Annotated in this window: 17 protein-coding genes; 8 read left to right on the forward strand and 9 right to left on the reverse strand. The window is 33.6% G+C overall.

Going from position 1 to position 16,544, the window contains the following annotated elements; all coding sequences use genetic code 11:
- Positions 1-9 precede the first annotated feature (9 nt).
- Complete coding sequence (locus AB3G33_RS02635; RefSeq protein ID WP_367772402.1) at positions 10-1,206, forward strand: aminopeptidase C; 1,197 nt, start codon at positions 10-12, stop codon at positions 1,204-1,206.
- Between the two features lie 86 nt (positions 1,207-1,292).
- Here AB3G33_RS02635 and accC read toward each other — a convergent pair whose 3' ends face one another.
- From accC to pdxA, 6 genes are all read right to left on the reverse strand, one after another.
- The gene (accC, locus tag AB3G33_RS02640; RefSeq protein WP_367755712.1) at positions 1,293-2,639 is read right to left on the reverse strand and encodes an acetyl-CoA carboxylase biotin carboxylase subunit; all 1,347 of its coding nucleotides are present in this window, start codon (positions 2,637-2,639) and stop codon (positions 1,293-1,295) included.
- A gap of 90 nt (positions 2,640-2,729) precedes the next feature.
- On the reverse strand, positions 2,730-3,206 hold the full coding sequence (gene accB / locus AB3G33_RS02645) for an acetyl-CoA carboxylase biotin carboxyl carrier protein (RefSeq protein ID WP_367772404.1): 477 nt from the start codon (positions 3,204-3,206) through the stop codon (positions 2,730-2,732).
- 23 nt (positions 3,207-3,229) lie between these two features.
- Positions 3,230-4,228: a beta-ketoacyl-ACP synthase III gene (locus AB3G33_RS02650; RefSeq protein WP_367757876.1), complete on the reverse strand. Its 999-nt coding sequence runs from the start codon at positions 4,226-4,228 to the stop codon at positions 3,230-3,232.
- A 175-nt stretch (positions 4,229-4,403) separates the two neighbouring features.
- The gene (gene rpmF / locus AB3G33_RS02655; protein WP_007137315.1) at positions 4,404-4,598 is read right to left on the reverse strand and encodes a 50S ribosomal protein L32; all 195 of its coding nucleotides are present in this window, start codon (positions 4,596-4,598) and stop codon (positions 4,404-4,406) included.
- A gap of 9 nt (positions 4,599-4,607) precedes the next feature.
- Positions 4,608-5,162 (reverse strand): DUF177 domain-containing protein, encoded by a 555-nt coding sequence (locus AB3G33_RS02660; protein WP_367755718.1) that lies wholly within the window; start codon positions 5,160-5,162, stop codon positions 4,608-4,610.
- Positions 5,163-5,249: 87 nt separating this feature from the next.
- Entirely contained in the window at positions 5,250-6,296 is a 1,047-nt protein-coding gene (pdxA, locus tag AB3G33_RS02665) for a 4-hydroxythreonine-4-phosphate dehydrogenase PdxA (RefSeq protein WP_367772406.1), read from the reverse strand.
- A 58-nt stretch (positions 6,297-6,354) separates the two neighbouring features.
- On the opposite strand from pdxA, the gene AB3G33_RS02670 reads away from it, so the two are divergent.
- The 3 genes from AB3G33_RS02670 (at position 6,355) to AB3G33_RS02680 (ending at position 8,948) form a co-directional block, all read left to right on the forward strand.
- Complete coding sequence (locus AB3G33_RS02670; RefSeq protein WP_367772408.1) at positions 6,355-6,942, forward strand: riboflavin synthase; 588 nt, start codon at positions 6,355-6,357, stop codon at positions 6,940-6,942.
- Between the two features lie 267 nt (positions 6,943-7,209).
- Positions 7,210-7,926 (forward strand): DsbA family protein, encoded by a 717-nt coding sequence (locus AB3G33_RS02675; protein WP_367772410.1) that lies wholly within the window; start codon positions 7,210-7,212, stop codon positions 7,924-7,926.
- Positions 7,927-7,961: 35 nt separating this feature from the next.
- Positions 7,962-8,948, forward strand: a complete 987-nt coding sequence (locus tag AB3G33_RS02680) for a Gfo/Idh/MocA family protein (RefSeq protein ID WP_367772412.1) — start codon at positions 7,962-7,964, stop codon at positions 8,946-8,948.
- Positions 8,949-8,997: 49 nt separating this feature from the next.
- Here the strand turns inward: AB3G33_RS02680 and AB3G33_RS02685 are convergent, their stop codons facing one another.
- Complete coding sequence (locus AB3G33_RS02685; protein ID WP_367772413.1) at positions 8,998-9,594, reverse strand: T9SS type A sorting domain-containing protein; 597 nt, start codon at positions 9,592-9,594, stop codon at positions 8,998-9,000.
- Between the two features lie 186 nt (positions 9,595-9,780).
- On the opposite strand from AB3G33_RS02685, the gene AB3G33_RS02690 reads away from it, so the two are divergent.
- A complete protein-coding gene (locus AB3G33_RS02690) occupies positions 9,781-10,653 on the forward strand; it encodes an AraC family transcriptional regulator (RefSeq protein WP_367755730.1) in 873 nt (290 codons plus the stop codon).
- Between the two features lie 169 nt (positions 10,654-10,822).
- Here the strand turns inward: AB3G33_RS02690 and xylA are convergent, their stop codons facing one another.
- Positions 10,823-12,145, reverse strand: coding sequence for a xylose isomerase (xylA, locus tag AB3G33_RS02695; RefSeq protein WP_367772415.1), 1,323 nt, complete (start codon positions 12,143-12,145; stop codon positions 10,823-10,825).
- The gene (locus AB3G33_RS02700; RefSeq protein WP_367772417.1) at positions 12,142-13,638 is read right to left on the reverse strand and encodes a xylulokinase; all 1,497 of its coding nucleotides are present in this window, start codon (positions 13,636-13,638) and stop codon (positions 12,142-12,144) included. The genes xylA and AB3G33_RS02700 overlap by 4 nt, the downstream gene beginning before the upstream one ends.
- A 347-nt stretch (positions 13,639-13,985) precedes the next feature.
- On the opposite strand from AB3G33_RS02700, the gene AB3G33_RS02705 reads away from it, so the two are divergent.
- The 3 genes from AB3G33_RS02705 (at position 13,986) to AB3G33_RS02715 (ending at position 16,514) form a co-directional block, all read left to right on the forward strand.
- Positions 13,986-14,705 (forward strand): NUDIX domain-containing protein, encoded by a 720-nt coding sequence (locus AB3G33_RS02705; RefSeq protein ID WP_367755736.1) that lies wholly within the window; start codon positions 13,986-13,988, stop codon positions 14,703-14,705.
- A 103-nt stretch (positions 14,706-14,808) separates the two neighbouring features.
- Complete coding sequence (locus AB3G33_RS02710; RefSeq protein ID WP_367755738.1) at positions 14,809-16,083, forward strand: Y-family DNA polymerase; 1,275 nt, start codon at positions 14,809-14,811, stop codon at positions 16,081-16,083.
- Positions 16,074-16,514, forward strand: coding sequence for a LexA family protein (locus tag AB3G33_RS02715; protein ID WP_367772419.1), 441 nt, complete (start codon positions 16,074-16,076; stop codon positions 16,512-16,514). The genes AB3G33_RS02710 and AB3G33_RS02715 overlap by 10 nt, the downstream gene beginning before the upstream one ends.
- Positions 16,515-16,544 lie beyond the last annotated feature (30 nt).

Consider the following 16,544-nt stretch of genomic DNA (forward strand, 5'->3'; position numbering starts at 1 on the left):
AATTAAACAATGTATACATTTCAAGTAAAAAATCTGTTTATAGCCTCTACACTAGTATTAGGTATGAGTGTCGCTTCTGCACAAGATGGGCTAGTAAATTCTCTAAAAGTTAATGCCAGTGAAAAAAGTGTTGAAAGTTTTAAATTTACTGACGTAATTAATCTTGCAAATACTTCCATAAAAAACCAAGGTTCATCAGGAACTTGCTGGAGTTATTCTACCAATTCTTACTTAGAATCAGAAATGATCCGATTAGGCAAACAACCTGTCGAAATATCACAAGTATTTTCGGCTCGTAATGCTTATGTGGAAAAAGGCAAGAATTATGTACGTATGCATGGAGCTGTTACCCTAGGTGACGGTGGAGAATTACACGATGTAATTAATATGTACAAAAAATACGGAGCAGTGCCACAAGAAGTTTATAGTGGACTAAATTACGGTACTACAAAAAACAAATTTGCTGAAATGTCAGGAATTACCGAAGCATTATTAACCGCAGTGGTAAAAAATCCAAACGGAGAATTGACCCCAAACTGGGAAAAAGCATATGCAGCAGTTATTGATTCTTATTTAGGTGAAGTACCAAAAACCTTTGCTTATAAAGGAAAAAATTACACTCCCCAAACATTTGCAAAAGAATTAATAGGGATTAATCCTGATGAATATGTTGAATTTGCTTCTTATTCTACTGAGCCTTATTATAAAAAAACAATGATGATGGTTCCAGATAACTGGTCATTTGATTTGGTTTACAATGTAAAAATGAATGACATGACTGCCATCATTGATAACGCATTAAAAAATGGATTCACTGTAGCTTGGGCAACAGATGTAAGCGAAAAAAGTTTTAGTTGGAAAAATGGTGTTGCTTATGTTCCAACAAAGAACTATGATGACATGACCAAAGAAGAAAAGGAAATTATGTTTAATGGTCCAAAAGAAGAACCAGAAATTACTGAAGAAATGCGTCAAAAAGCATTTGATAATTATCAAACTACAGACGATCATGCGATGCATATTGTTGGAATTGCTAAGGATCAATTGGGCAAAGAATATTATATTGTTAAAAATTCTTGGGGAGCTACAAATGACTACAAAGGTTATTTATACGTAACTAAGGATTTCGTAAAATACAAAACAACCTCTTTTATGGTAAACAAAGCTGGAGTTCCTGCTGCCATTTCAAGTAAATTAGGAGCATAAAAAAAATCCCGAAATAAAATTTCGGGATTTTAATATAAAAAAGCATCACTGAAAAGTGATGCTTTTTTTATTTGATCTTTTTCCTTTTATTCAGGACTAATCATTTTAAAAGTATCCATGAACGCAGTAGTATAATCACCAGCAATATATCTAGGATCATCCATTAATTGTCTATGAAATGGTATTGTAGTTTTAATTCCTTCGATAACGAATTCATCTAATGCTCTTCTCATTTTACTAATTGCTTCCTCACGAGATTGGGCAGTAGTAATCAATTTAGCGATCATTGAATCGTAATTTGGTGGAATGGTATAACCTGAATAAACGTGAGTATCTAAACGAACTCCGTGTCCACCTGGCATATGTAATGTTGTTATCTTTCCTGGTGAAGGTCTAAAATCATTGTATGGATCTTCAGCATTAATACGACATTCAATAGCGTGCAATTGTGGCAAATAATTTTTACCAGAAATAGGCACACCAGCAGCAACTAAAATTTGCTCTCGAATTAAATCATAATCAATAACTTGTTCCGTAATTGGGTGTTCCACCTGAATACGTGTATTCATTTCCATGAAATAGAAATTACGGTGTTTGTCCACTAAAAATTCTACCGTTCCTGCACCTTCGTATTTAATATACTCTGCTGCTTTTACTGCTGCTTCACCCATTTTCAAACGCAATTCGTCTGTCATGAATGGAGAAGGAGTTTCTTCAGTTAATTTTTGATGACGTCTTTGTACAGAACAGTCTCTTTCAGAAAGGTGGCATGCCTTTCCATAAGAATCACCAATTACTTGAATTTCAATATGACGAGGCTCTTCAATTAATTTTTCAAGATACATTCCGTCATTTCCAAAAGCGGCAGCCGACTCTTGACGAGCACCTTCCCAAGCTTTTAATAAGTCTTCTTCTTTCCAAACTGCACGCATTCCTTTACCACCACCTCCAGCAGTTGCTTTAAGCATTACTGGGTAACCAAAAGATTTTGCAATTTCTTGAGTTTGTTCGAATGATTCCAAAATTCCAACTGAACCAGGTACACATGGCACACCAGCTTCAATCATAGTAGATTTAGCAGAAGCTTTATCACCCATTCTATCAATCATTTCAGGAGCAGCACCAATGAATTTGATTCCGTGCTCTTGACAGATTTTAGAAAATTTAGAATTTTCAGATAAGAATCCGTATCCTGGATGTATTGCATCTGCATTTGTAATTTCTGCAGCGGCAATAATATTTGACATTTTCAAATAGGACAAGTTGCTTGGAGGTGGTCCAATACAAACCGCTTCGTCAGCAAACCTTACGTGTAAACTCTCTGCATCAGCAGTAGAATAAACAGCAACAGTTTTAATGCCCATTTCTTTGCAAGTTCTAATTACACGAAGTGCAATTTCTCCCCTATTTGCAATTAATATTTTTTTAAACATCTTGTTTTAAATTTTAAATTATGAATTTTAAATTTTAAATTATTTCAAAACAACAAATTTGTTCGCTCGAAATATATAATTTAAAATTAATTAAGATGGATCAACTAAGAATAAAGGTTGGTCAAATTCTACTGGTGACATATCATCAACTAATATTTTTACAATTTTACCAGAAATTTCAGACTCAATTTCATTAAATAATTTCATTGCTTCAATAACACAAAGCACGTCCCCTTTACCGATAGTAGTACCAACTTCAACAAACATTGGTTTATCTGGAGATGGTTTTCTATAAAAAGTACCAATAATTGGCGATTTTATAGTAACATACTTAGAATCCTCAGATACTGGTACTGGAACCGCTACAACTGGAGCAACTGGCTGTGGAGCTAAAGCTTGTTGTAGTGTGTTTTGAGCAGGCATTTGTTGTACATACGTGGTCTCTGTAACATTACCTTCTAAAGTTGTACGAATGGTGATTTTAACATCATCCATTTCTAATTTAACTTCTGCAACTCCTGAATTTGCTACAAATTTGATTAGGTTCTGAATTTCTTTTAAATCCATAATTATTTGTTTTTAGTTTAAATTTATTGTTTGTCGTATGCCCATTTTAAATAAATAGATCCCCAAGTGAATCCCCCTCCAAAAGCAGCCAAAATAATAGTATCTCCTTTTTTAAACAAATGTTCAAAATCGTTAAGCACTAAAGGTAAAGTTGCCGAAGTAGTATTACCATACTTCTCTATATTCATTAAAACTTTAGAATCTTCTAAATTCATTCTACTTGCAGTAGCATCAATTATACGCTTATTTGCCTGATGTGGCACTAACCAATCTACATCCTCATTCGTTAAATTGTTTCTCTTAAGAATTGTCTCACTTGCATCAGCCATATTAGTAACCGCATATTTAAAAACAGTTTTACCGTCTTGAACAATATTATGTCTGTTTTCTTTTATGGTATCCAAAGAGGTAGGGTGAAGTGATCCACCAGCATCAATTTTCAAGAAATCACGACCAATTCCGTCGCTTCTTAAGTATTCATCTTGCAAGCCTAGACCTTCATAATTAGGTTCAAATAAGACAGCACCAGCACCATCTCCAAAAATAATACATGTGGAGCGGTCCGTATAATCTACAATTGATGACATTTTATCGGCACCTATAAGAAGTACTTTTTTATATCTTCCTGATTGAATATAAGCAGCTGCTGTAGACATTCCATATAAAAAACTGGAACAAGCAGCTTGTAAATCATACGCAAATGCATTTGTCGCACCAATTTGGGTTGCAACATATACCCCAGTTGAAGCAACTGGCATATCAGCGGTAGCGGTTGCCATTATGACCATATCGATTTCCAAAGGGTCAATTTTTGCTTTAGATAATAAATCTTGGGCAGCTTTAATGGCTAAGAAAGAGGTTCCTTTATCATTATCTTTAAGGATTCTTCTTTCTTTAATTCCTGTACGAGAGGTAATCCACTCGTCATTTGTGTCAACCATTGTTTCTAGAACCTTGTTTGAAAGCACAAATTCTGGAACATAAGCTCCAACAGCGGTAATTGCGGCTGTAATTGTATTCATTGTATTCGAATATTTTACATCAAATGTTGCCATTTGAAAAAACGTTTAAAAGAGTTGAAAATTACAAAAAAAATTCTAAACCCATTGTCTTAGAACTTCTTATTTAATTAAAATTATAAACAACAAAAAAACTCTCACTATGTGAGAGTTCAAATATCATTTGTAAAAAAATGCATTAAGCAACAGCTACAGACTTATCTATAACAACTTGCCCTCTGTAGTACATTTTCCCTTCATGCCAGTAGGCTCTGTGGTATAAATGCGCTTCTCCTGTGATAGGACAAGTAGCGATTTGAGCTACAGTAGCTTTATAATGTGTTCTTCTTTTATCTCTTCTTGTTTTGGAGATTTTTCTCTTAGGATGTGCCATTTTACTATATTATTTATCCGTTAATAGTTGCTTTAATTTGTCCCAACGCGGGTCAATATTCTCTTCTTTATTCTCTTTATTCTTTTCTTCTTCTTTTGATTCTTTTAATGTAAGTTCCTTCAGTTTATCAAGAGCTTCCGTTTTTAAACTTCCATCTTTGACTCCTGGATGAACTCGCCTTAGAGGAACAGACAGCACAATCATCTCATATATATACTGCGCAACATCTATTTCAAATTCCCCAAATGGCAGTATAAGCAATTCTTCATTGTCATTATTATACTCCTCTCCAAAACGGACAATCAACTTCATTTTACCTTTAATAGGCAAATCAAAATCTTCACTTGTAAGATCACAAGGTACATTTACCGTCCCTTTGTGCTTAAAAGCCAATTCAAGCATTGTGCTTTTTTTCTCTAAAACTACATTTACTTTGATGTCTGAATTTTGAAATTCGTCATAATCAAAGATTTCAAAGAACGCATTACTTAATTGATATTCAAAATGATGTTTCCCTAGCTTTAATCCCACAAAAGGAATTAAAAATTCTTTTGTATTCTTCATTTCAACATAATTTTACCCCAAACTTCGGGAGTGCAAAGATATAAAATTATTACAAAACTAATAATCTTATTTATCTTTTTTTATTTACTACTGTTTTTCTTTAATCTTCAGTGGTTTTTGACTGATTTCTTCGTATTGAATTCTAGAGCGATAAATATCTAAAGCAAGATAAACCGCTTCTTTAAATGAGTTGTAATCCGCCACCCCTTTCCCAGCAATATCATAGGCAGTACCATGATCAGGAGATGTTCTTACTTTATTTAAACCAGCCGTATAATTCACTCCTTTTCCAAATGACAATGTTTTAAAAGGAATTAAGCCTTGGTCATGATATGTAGCTATTACAGCATCATATTTCTCATACTGCCCACTTCCAAAAAATCCATCAGCTGCAAAAGGCCCAAAAACCATAGTTCCTTTTTCAAATATTTTTTTCAAAGTTGGAGTCAAAATAGCATTTTCTTCGTTTCCTATTACTCCTCCGTCTCCACAGTGTGGATTTAATCCTAAAACTGCAATTTTTGGCTTATTTATACTAAAATCTTGAATAAGTGACTGTCTTACTGTTTCTATTTTTTGTTTTATCAAATCTTCTGTAAGATGTGATGCCACTTCACTTAAGGGAATATGATCCGTCAATAAACCAACTCTCAAATTATCCTGAACCATCAACATTAGGGCGTTCCCTTCTAATTCTTGGTTTAAATAATCAGTATGTCCAGGGAATTTAAATTCTTCCGATTGAATGTTATATTTATTTATTGGGGCTGTAACTAAAACATCTACAATTCCATCCTTTAAAGCTTGAGTAGCTGCTACAAATGACTTTACAGCATACTCCCCCACTTTATCATCATTAACTCCTAAATTTAAATCCACACCTTCTTTCCAAAGATTAAAAACATTGATTTTCCCTGGAAGAATTTGATCTAGTTTTTCGATTCCATGAAGTGAAACCGTAGCATTTAAATTCTTTTTAATAAAAGACATTATTTTCACATTGGCAAAAATAACTGGCGTACACAGTTCTAACATCCGTGTATCCTCGAATGTTTTTAGAACAACTTCGCTTCCAATACCGTTTAAATCTCCTATTGAAATTCCAACAATTATATTTTCTGCTTTTTTCATCATGACCTCACGTTATTTATTGCTAATTTTGAAGTGCAAATTTAGTAAAATAAAATAAGAAATGTTTACAGGAATCATAGAAACCCTTGGTACTATCCAAGAAATAAAAAAAGAAAAAGACAATATTCACGTAACGGTGGACTCTTCAATAACAGCGGAGCTCCAAATTGATCAAAGTGTCGCGCATAATGGCATTTGCTTAACTGTAGTAGCTATAAACAATAATAGCTATACCGTAACAGCAATTGACGAAACGATAAAAAAAACAAATCTTGGTGACTGGAAGGCTGGAGATAGTGTCAATCTTGAAAGAGCTATGAAATTAGGTGATCGACTCGATGGCCACATCGTTCAAGGTCATGTAGATCAAACTGGTATATGCATTTCAACGGAAGAAACTAATGGAAGTTGGTCTTACACATTTGAGTACGACGAGACTCTAAACAACCTTACTATCGAAAAAGGTTCGATTACCGTTAATGGAGTAAGTTTAACCGTAGTAGACTCCAAGAAAAATCAATTTAGTGTTGCCATTATTCCTTATACCCACGAGCATACTAATTTTAAAGATTTTAAAGTAGGTACTAAAATAAATCTTGAATTTGATGTAATTGGAAAATATGTATCTAAATTATATGCTTCAAGATAGCTATTAAAATCTCTTATTTTAAAGTATAAAACAGAAACAGTACTTAGTTTAGATTATACAGTTGTCATTTTTAGTATTGATTTTATTTAATTCGAAAATAACCCCGTTTAACCCATCAATATCCGTTTGATGGGTTTTTTATTAAAAAAAAACCTTTTTCTTATCATCCTAATTTCCCAATAAAAAACTAAAACAAATTATTGATCAAGAGGAAATCACTACATTTGTATATACAAATTAAGAACTTACTACAATACTTAAAACACAATGGAAAATAAATTAAAAGTACAAATCTGGTCGGATATTATGTGCCCATATTGTTATATAGGAAAAAGAAGAATTGAAGGCGCTTTGGCACAATTTAATCATAAAGAATCAGTAGAAATCGAATGGAAAAGTTTTCAACTGGACGCAAATTTTGTGGCCTCAGCTGACGATAATATGGCAGAACATTTAGCTGAAAAATATCGAAAAGATAAAGAATGGGCACAAGAAATGATGGACAGCATGACGCAAAACGCAAAAAACTCTGGACTAGATTTTCATTTTGAAAAAGCAATTATGGCCAATTCATTTAATGCACACCGTTTATTGCATTTAGCAAAGAAACACCAATTATCGAATGAACTAGAGGAGCTTTTGTTTAAAGCCTATTTAACCGATGGTAAAAATGTAAATGATTTAGAAACGCTAACTCAATTAGGACAACAAGCAGGATTAGATACTAAAGAAATTGATGCTGTCTTACATTCTGATGCTTACGCAAAAGAAGTAAAGGAAGATATTGACATGGCACAAAAAATAGGAGTTCAAGGCGTTCCGTTTTTTGTTTTTGACAATAAGTACGCTGTTTCTGGAGCACAACATGTCGAAACTTTTGTAAAAACGTTAGAAAAGGTATGGGATGAGGGTCAATTTGATTCTAAAATAACCGTACTGAATACAACCGAAGGAGAAAATTGTGGAATAGACGGATGTAATTAATTCATACCTTGGTCTAAAATCAATTATTACAAAATATGGAAAACAGCAAAACAACAATCCGATGGGGAATACTAGGATGTGGTAATGTTACCGAAATAAAAAGTGGTCCTGCTTATCAAAAAACAGACGGATTTGAAATAGTAGCCGTAATGAGAAGAGACGCTGAAAAAGCGGCTGATTATGCTAAAAGACATGGGATAAGCAAATATTACACTAATGCTGATGACTTAATAAATGACCCTGAAATAGATGCTGTTTACATAGCTACGCCACCTGATACCCATAAATATTATGGTCTAAAAGTAGCCATTGCAGGAAAAAGTTGTTGCATTGAAAAACCGCTTTCGCCAAATTACCAAGATAGCTTAGCAATCTATGAAGCCTTCAAAGAAAAAAACATCCCTTTATTTGTTGCTTATTACAGACGAACATTACCTCGTTTTCTGCAAGTAAAAAAATGGATAGACAATAAAACCATAGGCGAAATAAGACATATAAGATGGCATTTAAGCAAACCTACAACTGATCAAGATTTATCAGGAAATTACAACTGGAGAACAGATGCCAAAATCGCAACAGCTGGTTATTTTGACGATTTGGCCAGTCATGGACTGGACCTATTTACTTTCCTTCTAGGAAATATAAAAGAAGCATCTGGAATAAGTATAAACCAACAGGGATTATATTCAGCCAAAGATGCCGTAGCAGCAAGTTGGGTACATGAATCAGGCATTACTGGATCGGGAAGTTGGAATTTTGGTTGTTTTACAAGGGAAGATACCGTTGAAATTTATGGGAGTAAAGGTAAAATTGCCTTTTCTATATTCGAAAACGATCCTTTACTTCTAACAAATGAACAAGGTGAAACGAAACTTCATATTGAACATCCCGAAAACATTCAACTGTACCATGTTCAACAAATGAAAGACAGCTTACTCCATAACGGCACACATCCTTCTGATGGAAAAACTGCAACTCACACCAATTGGGTAATGGACAAAATTATCGGAAATATAATATAAAAAAAACAGCTCTATAAAATAGAGCTGTTTTCATAAATTCTGTTGTTAATTATTTTTTAGCCGAAACTGTCTCCATGAAAACTTTATCACCATACGTCATAACGAATGTATATTTTTCATACGGTAAGTTTTTGATATCAAAAACCTTTTCAACATTTTGATCTACTAAAACTGGAGATGTATACACTTCCTCGTCAGCTTGATTATAAATTTTAATGCTCACTGGGTTTTTGTACAAATTAAAAATGCTTAGAGAAACTAAACCATTTTTGTTTGTAAACACTGGCTTGTACACCTCCGAAACTGGACTTGAAGCAAGAACTGCAGTTTTCCCAATCACAGAAATCTCATATTTCGCGATTTTCGTATCTGATTCTGCTACAAGAAAATATGTTCCTTCTGGCAAAGCTTTTAAATCATACGTTCTGTTAATACTTCCTTTAGAGTTAACATTTTCAGTGTGAATCAATTTATTGTCTAAATCATAAATTGACAATTCTACTTTATTTGACTCATTAAGAGCAAAAGTTACCGTCTTACCTTCTCCTTTTTTTACATCTAACGAAAAATCTTTTTCTGATGCACTTACATTCATAGCAGTCAATACAGCTGCTACTACCAAACTAAATTTTAAAATCTTTTTCATAATTTAAGTTTTTAGATTTATAATCCTTTTAACTATTACAAATCTACGGCAACCATTTCATTGAATATAATGCAGGATTTTCACGATTCTACGCTATTTTACCTTTTACGAAATCGATAAAGGTTAAAAAAGCTAACAATTCCGCAATGTTTACTAAATTTGCATACTAAATCAATAAAAAAGAATATGAGACCTATACACCCCAACTTAGAAATCATAGTCCCCTCTTTTGGAAGTTCATTTTCTATAGCGAAACATGAACAAAACAACAACGTACATACAAATCACTGGCATTATCACCCTGAAATAGAATTAGTTTATATAAATGGAGGCTCCGGTAAAAGACAAGTAGGCAGTCATGTCTCGTATTATAATGATGGTGATCTAATTCTTATAGGTAGTAATTTACCTCATTGTGGTTTTACAGATGAAGAAACAGGGAATAAAAAAGAAACGGTAATACAAATGAAACCTGACTTTCTTGGAAACAGTTTTTTTGAAATTTCAGAAATGACAAATATTAAAAACTTATTCAGCCAAGCCAAACAAGGAATCTCGTTTGTTGGAAAAACGAAAAAAATAATTGGAGAACGAATAGAAGCACTTGATGAACAAAATCAATTAGAAAGATTACTAAGCATGTTGTCTATCTTAAATGAATTAGAGTTGTCAAAAGAAAGCGTCATATTGAATGCCGAAGGATTTTCGATGGAAATGCAAATGCAGGACAATGACCGCATGAATGTGGTATATAATTTTGTGAAAGACCATTTTCAAGAAAGCATAAGCCTAGAAGAAATATCAGATCTTGTTGCAATGACTGTCCCATCCTTTTGTAGGTATTTCAAAAAGATAACCAACAAAACATTTACTAAATTTGTAAATGATTATCGATTGGTGCACGCATCTAAATTATTAGCTGAAAAACAAATCAGCATAACTGACGTTTGTGATGAAAGTGGCTTTAACAATTTAGGACATTTTAATAAATCGTTTAAAGAATTCACTGGGAAAAGTGCCTATCAATACCGTCAAGAATTAAGAACCTTTTTAGAATAAAAAACAATATTTGAGACAATTTATCCAGTCACAATTTGAGATTACTGTTATACAAAACTTTAATTCAGCACAAAATACTGAATTAAAGTTTTGTTAAAAACTAAATATTATTGATTTACACCATTTACTTTTCACAATAATTTAGTTAGTTAATGGTTGTTTTAATAGACTAATATGCGTTGGCAATAATTTGTTCAAATAATTCTTGTTTTCCACTTATTTGTTGAGGTTCTCCATTTGCACGAGCAATTTCACTAAGTGCTTCCAAAGAGAGCTCTCCTTTTTCATACTTCGCTCCATTACCACTGTCAAATGATCCGTAACGTTGTTCACGTAAATTTTTATAATTTGTATTTTGTAAAATATGGTCCGCATAGATAAGACCGCGTGCAAAAACATCCATTCCAGCTATGTGAGCAATAAATTTATCGTCTAAATCAGTTGAGTTTCTGCGTACTTTTGCATCAAAGTTGATTCCGCCACCTTGAATTCCAACACCTTCTAAGATGATTAACATAGCTTGAGTTATTTCATAAACATTTATTGGAAACTGATCAGTGTCCCAACCGTTTTGATAGTCTCCCCGATTTGCATCAATGCTTCCTAACATTCCTGCATCTACCGCAACTTGTAACTCATGCTCAAAAGTATGTCCAGCAAGGGTAGCGTGATTTACTTCTAGATTCAACTTGAAGTCATCTTGAAGTCCATATTTATGTAAAAACCCTAATGTTGTTGCCGCATCAAAATCATACTGATGTTTCATGGGTTCCATAGGCTTTGGTTCAATAAGAAAAGTTCCTTTAAAGCCTTGTTTGCGTGCATAATCTCTACAAATAGTCAAGAATTGTCCCATATGATCTAATTCTCTTTTCATATCGGTATTTAAAAGACTCATGTAGCCTTCACGACCTCCCCAAAAAACATAATTTTCACCACCTAAAGCAATGGTAGCATCAATAGCAATTTTGGCTTGAGCACTTGCATAAGCTACAACATCAAAATTAGGATTGGTTGAAGCTCCATTCATATAACGAGGATTACTAAACAAGTTTGAAGTTCCCCACAACAGTTTAATCCCCGTTTCATCTTGTTTAATTTTAGCATAAGCAACTAATTCTTGCACTCGGTTTTCAAACTCTGATAAAGTTGGTGCTTCATCTACGATATCTAAATCATGAAAACAATAATATGGAATCCCTAATTTGCTCATGAATTCAAAAGCCGCATCCATTTTGTCTTTGGCTCTTTGAATTACATTTTCGTTTTTATCCCAAGCAAGAATTTCTGTATTAGCACCAAAAGGATCTCCCCCTTTGTTACATAGCGTATGCCAGTATGCCATGGAAAAACGCAGGTGTTCTTTTAAAGTCTTTCCTGCTACTACTCGGTTCTCATCATACCATTTAAAAGCAAGTGTGTTAACACTTTCTCTTCCTTCAAATTTTATGATATCAATGTTTTTAAAATAAGTTTGTTTAGTTGTATTCATGATTGTTCTATTTTAATATGATTTTTCCATTCTTGATAAATATCTTGATACTGTGAAGTCAGCGATTGATTGGGTTCAATTCGTTCTATACATTTTAACCCTTTAAACGCCTCATCAAGTGAGTCATAAAATCCATAACCATAGGCTGCACCTCGCGCTGCACCTTCGGCCCCAGAAGTATTATAGAGTTCTAAAGTAGTTTGTGTTGTATTGGTGAAAATTTCTCTAAAAACGGGACTCAGGAATAGATTGGCATTTCCAGCTCTCACTACTTCGCCAGAAGCTCCCACGGATTTCATCACATCAAATCCATAATTCATGGCAAACACGATTCCTTCGCAAGCTGAACGGATAAGATGCCCAGATTGATGGATGTTAAAATTGAGATTCTGAATTCCTGAATTGGCATTTTTATTATTAAAAATACGCTCTACTCCATTCCCAAAAGGATAGAAACGAAGTCCTTTACTTCCTGCTTTCACTTTAGCAGCTTCGGCATTCAACGTTTCATATGCGATTAAATTTGATTGGTCAACAGACATGATTTTGCGCAACCATTGGTACAAAATACCAGAACCATTGATGCAAAGCATTACCCCATTTTTTTTCTCTGTTTCAGTATTATTTACATGTAAAAACGTATTGATTCGATTTTCTTTGTCATAGATATCTTTGTCACTTACTGTATAAATTACGGCCGAAGTTCCAGCTGTAGTAGCTATTTCCCCTGGTTTTAACACATTTAGAGATAATGCATTATTGGGTTGATCACCGGCACGATAGGTTATTTTAGTGTTTCTGTCAAGGCTTAACTCTAAAGCGATATCTGGGTGAATTGTTGCTTGATAGCCAAAGTTGGGTACAATTCCTGGGATCATTTCCTCAGGAAGATCCATTTCTTGGAGTACTTCAGTAGCTAAACCCCCTCTTGAAAAGTTCCATAATGCAGCTTCTGATAGTCCAGAAGTACTAATTTGTGGAATCCCTGAAAGTTTTGCAGCAATAAAATCACCAGGAAGCATCATGTAGACCGCTTTATTAAAAACTTCTGGCTCATTTATTTGAACCCATTTCAATTTAGAAGCAGTAAAATTTCCTGGACTTCCTAAAATTTGTTGCTGGCAATATTCTTGTCCCATACGATCGTATGTTTCATTCCCTATAGTTGCTGCTCTACTGTCACACCAAATAATCGAAGAACGAACAGGATTTAATTTCTCATCCGTTAAGACTAAACCATGCATTTGATAGGCTATCCCAATCCCTGCAATTTTTTTTAAGTCAACATCCTGTTTTGTTCCCAAAACTTGTATGCCCTTTTTAACATTTTGCCACCAAGAATTAGGATCTTGTTCAGCCCAGCCAAATTTCGGAGCAATAATATCCATCTCCATTTCTGGAACAGTCACTGCGCCAACAGTAGTTCCTTTTTCCGGATCAAATACTGTTAGTTTAATTGAAGAGCTTCCTAAATCTATTCCTAAAAAATACATATTCTTCATTTTAAGAGGTTGCTTTTACTTTTATGTTTGCATCTCTACAAACTTCTAGTCATAAAAACCATATACTTATGGTTAATTTGACTACAAGTGTAATGCATTTATTTCATATTAACAAAAAATTGTGTTTAAAAATTTGTAATTGATAATTAATCAAGCATACTATTACGCATTTATACTAATGAAGGCTCCTAACAGCAGGTGAAAAAAAATAAAAAATTATACTTCTAATTCCATGATTTTTTTTAAATATTTGCGAAAACATTCGCCTCATAAAAAACATATAAATTAAATACCCTCGCTTTTTAATTTTTCATATATTTCATTCAAATTTCCAAACCATGGTTGATAAAAAAACTACTGAAGACTCTTTAAAAACTGTTGAGCAATCAGCCATGAATGCCATTACAATTGACTGTGTGATTTTTGGTTTTGACAACGGAATATTAGAAGTCCTATTAGTCCAACATGCTGAAGGTATTAGTAAAGGAAAATGGGGGCTTCCCGGTGGGTGGATAAAGAAAAAAGAAAGTATAGATAATGCTGCTCATCGATTGTTAGGAGAACTAACAGGATTAGATAATATATTCCTAGAACAATTAAAAGCTTTTGGGGATCCCGACCGTTTTCCATTAAGACGGGTAATTACAATAGGTTATTATGCTTTAATAAAAAGAGAAGATTATAATGTAACCGCAGGTTTTACAGCATCTGATGCAAAATGGTATAAGATTAATGAAATTCCAGATTTAATATATGATCATAATGAAATATTAGATTATAGCTTAAAACAATTACGTAATCGGGTGCGTCAAGCTCCAATAGGTTTTAATCTTTTACCCGAAAAATTTACTTTATTGGCACTTATGCATCTTTATGAAGAAATTCTAGGTATTGAGATGGATAAATCCAATTTCCGTAGAAAAATTCTTCATATGAAACTGTTGGTTGCCTTGGATGAAAAACAACAAGACGTTTCTCACAGAGCAGCACAATTGTATAAGTTTGACTCTAAAATTTATGAAAAACTAACTAAAAAAGGATTTAATTTTGAATTTTAGCTCTTAAAGTTTTCGAAAAAAAACCTATTTTTACTTATCAACAATCCCTAAAATTAACTTTTGTTATTTACAAGCATAAGTACATATTGAGTAATTTTGTACTATGTATGCCTTAGTCGACTGTAATAATTTCTATGCTTCCTGCGAACGTGTTTTCCAACCAGAATTCAACGGAAAACCGGTTGCTATATTATCAAATAATGACGGTTGCGTAATTTCCCGAAGCAATGAAGCTAAAGCTGTTGGAATACCAATGGGTGCTCCTGCTTTTCAAATTAAAGATTTAGTACGAGAAAAGAATGTCAAATTATTTTCTTCTAATTATGCACTATATGGCGATTTGAGTAATCGAGTAATGTCAATTTTGGCACAATTTACTCCTAATGTAGAAATCTACAGCATTGATGAAGCGTTCTTAAATTTTGACGGACTAAACGTTTTAGATTACCACGATTATGGTATTCAAATGAAAAAAAGAGTTCAAAAATGGATTGGAATCCCCGTTTGTATTGGTTTTGCAGAGACCAAAGCATTGTCAAAAGTGGCCAATAAAATAGCCAAGAAATTCCAAGAAAGAACTGGTGGTGTTTATGTAATTGATACGGATGAAAAACGCTTTAAAGCACTCAAATGGACCAAAATTGAAGATGTTTGGGGCATAGGTCATCGAACAACCAAAAAAGCAAAACTACGCAAGATCAACACCGCATTAGACTTCATACAACCACAACATGAAGCTTGGATAAAAAAAGAAATGGGTGTAATAGGAATGCGTTTAAAATATGAATTAGAAGGGAAGCAAGTATTGGACTTGGACCCCTTTCCAGACCAAAAGAAAAGCATTTCCACCACTCGGAGTTTTCCAAAACAAATATCCGATTTTGATTTATTGCGAGAGCGGATGGTTACGTTTGCCTCTGTTTGTGCCGAGAAACTGCGAAAACAAAAATCATGTTGTCATACCATTATCGTATTATTAGTGGTTGACAAACATACTGTTCAAACCTCCAAATATTATTTTAATATGGCAATGAACCTCCCATACGCAACAAATTCAAGCTTAACAATTGCTAATGCTGCTGTGGCAATGCTGAAGCAAATGCACAAAGGGAACGAGGGTTTGAAATTTAAAAAAGCGGGAGTAATTGTTAGTAGCCTTATCGATGAAAACAAAAAACAGTTTCAATTGTTTGAAGATGAAAACCCAAAACATTTAGCACTTATGAAAGTCATGGACGACCTCAACAAAAAAATAGGCTACACGCAGGTAAAGCTAGCCACACAAAACCTAAGTTTGACTTGGAATATGAATCAGAATCATTTGTCACCCAAATTCACTACCAGTTTTAAAGATATACTTGAAATAAAATGTCAATAAAAAAAGAACAAAAACTTACTTTTTTCCAACCCGATTTTGAAAGTGAAATAAAAATTCCATTCATGACCGAAGGTGTTTCAGCAGGATTCCCATCGCCTGCAGCGGATTTTATGGAAAATAATATTGACCTCAATAAAGAATTAAGCGAAAACCCTCTGGCTACTTTTTATATCAAAGTAAAAGGAAATTCTATGATTGATGCTGGGATTAATGATAAAGATGTGCTTGTTGTTGATCGAAGTCTAGAGCCACAAAATCATAAAATTGCAATTTGTTTTATCGATGGAGAATTTACCGTAAAACGCATTCAGTTAGAAAAAGAATGTTTGTATCTCATGCCTGAAAATGAAAACTACCCTCCCATAAAAGTTACTGAAGAAAATGAATTAATTATTTGGGGGATTGTAACCTATGTAATAAAAAAAGTGTGAAACCAACGTTAAGTTAGCTTCACACTTTTT

The organism is Flavobacterium sp. WC2421 (assembly GCF_040822115.1).
Taxonomy (GTDB): Bacteria; Bacteroidota; Bacteroidia; order Flavobacteriales; family Flavobacteriaceae; genus Flavobacterium.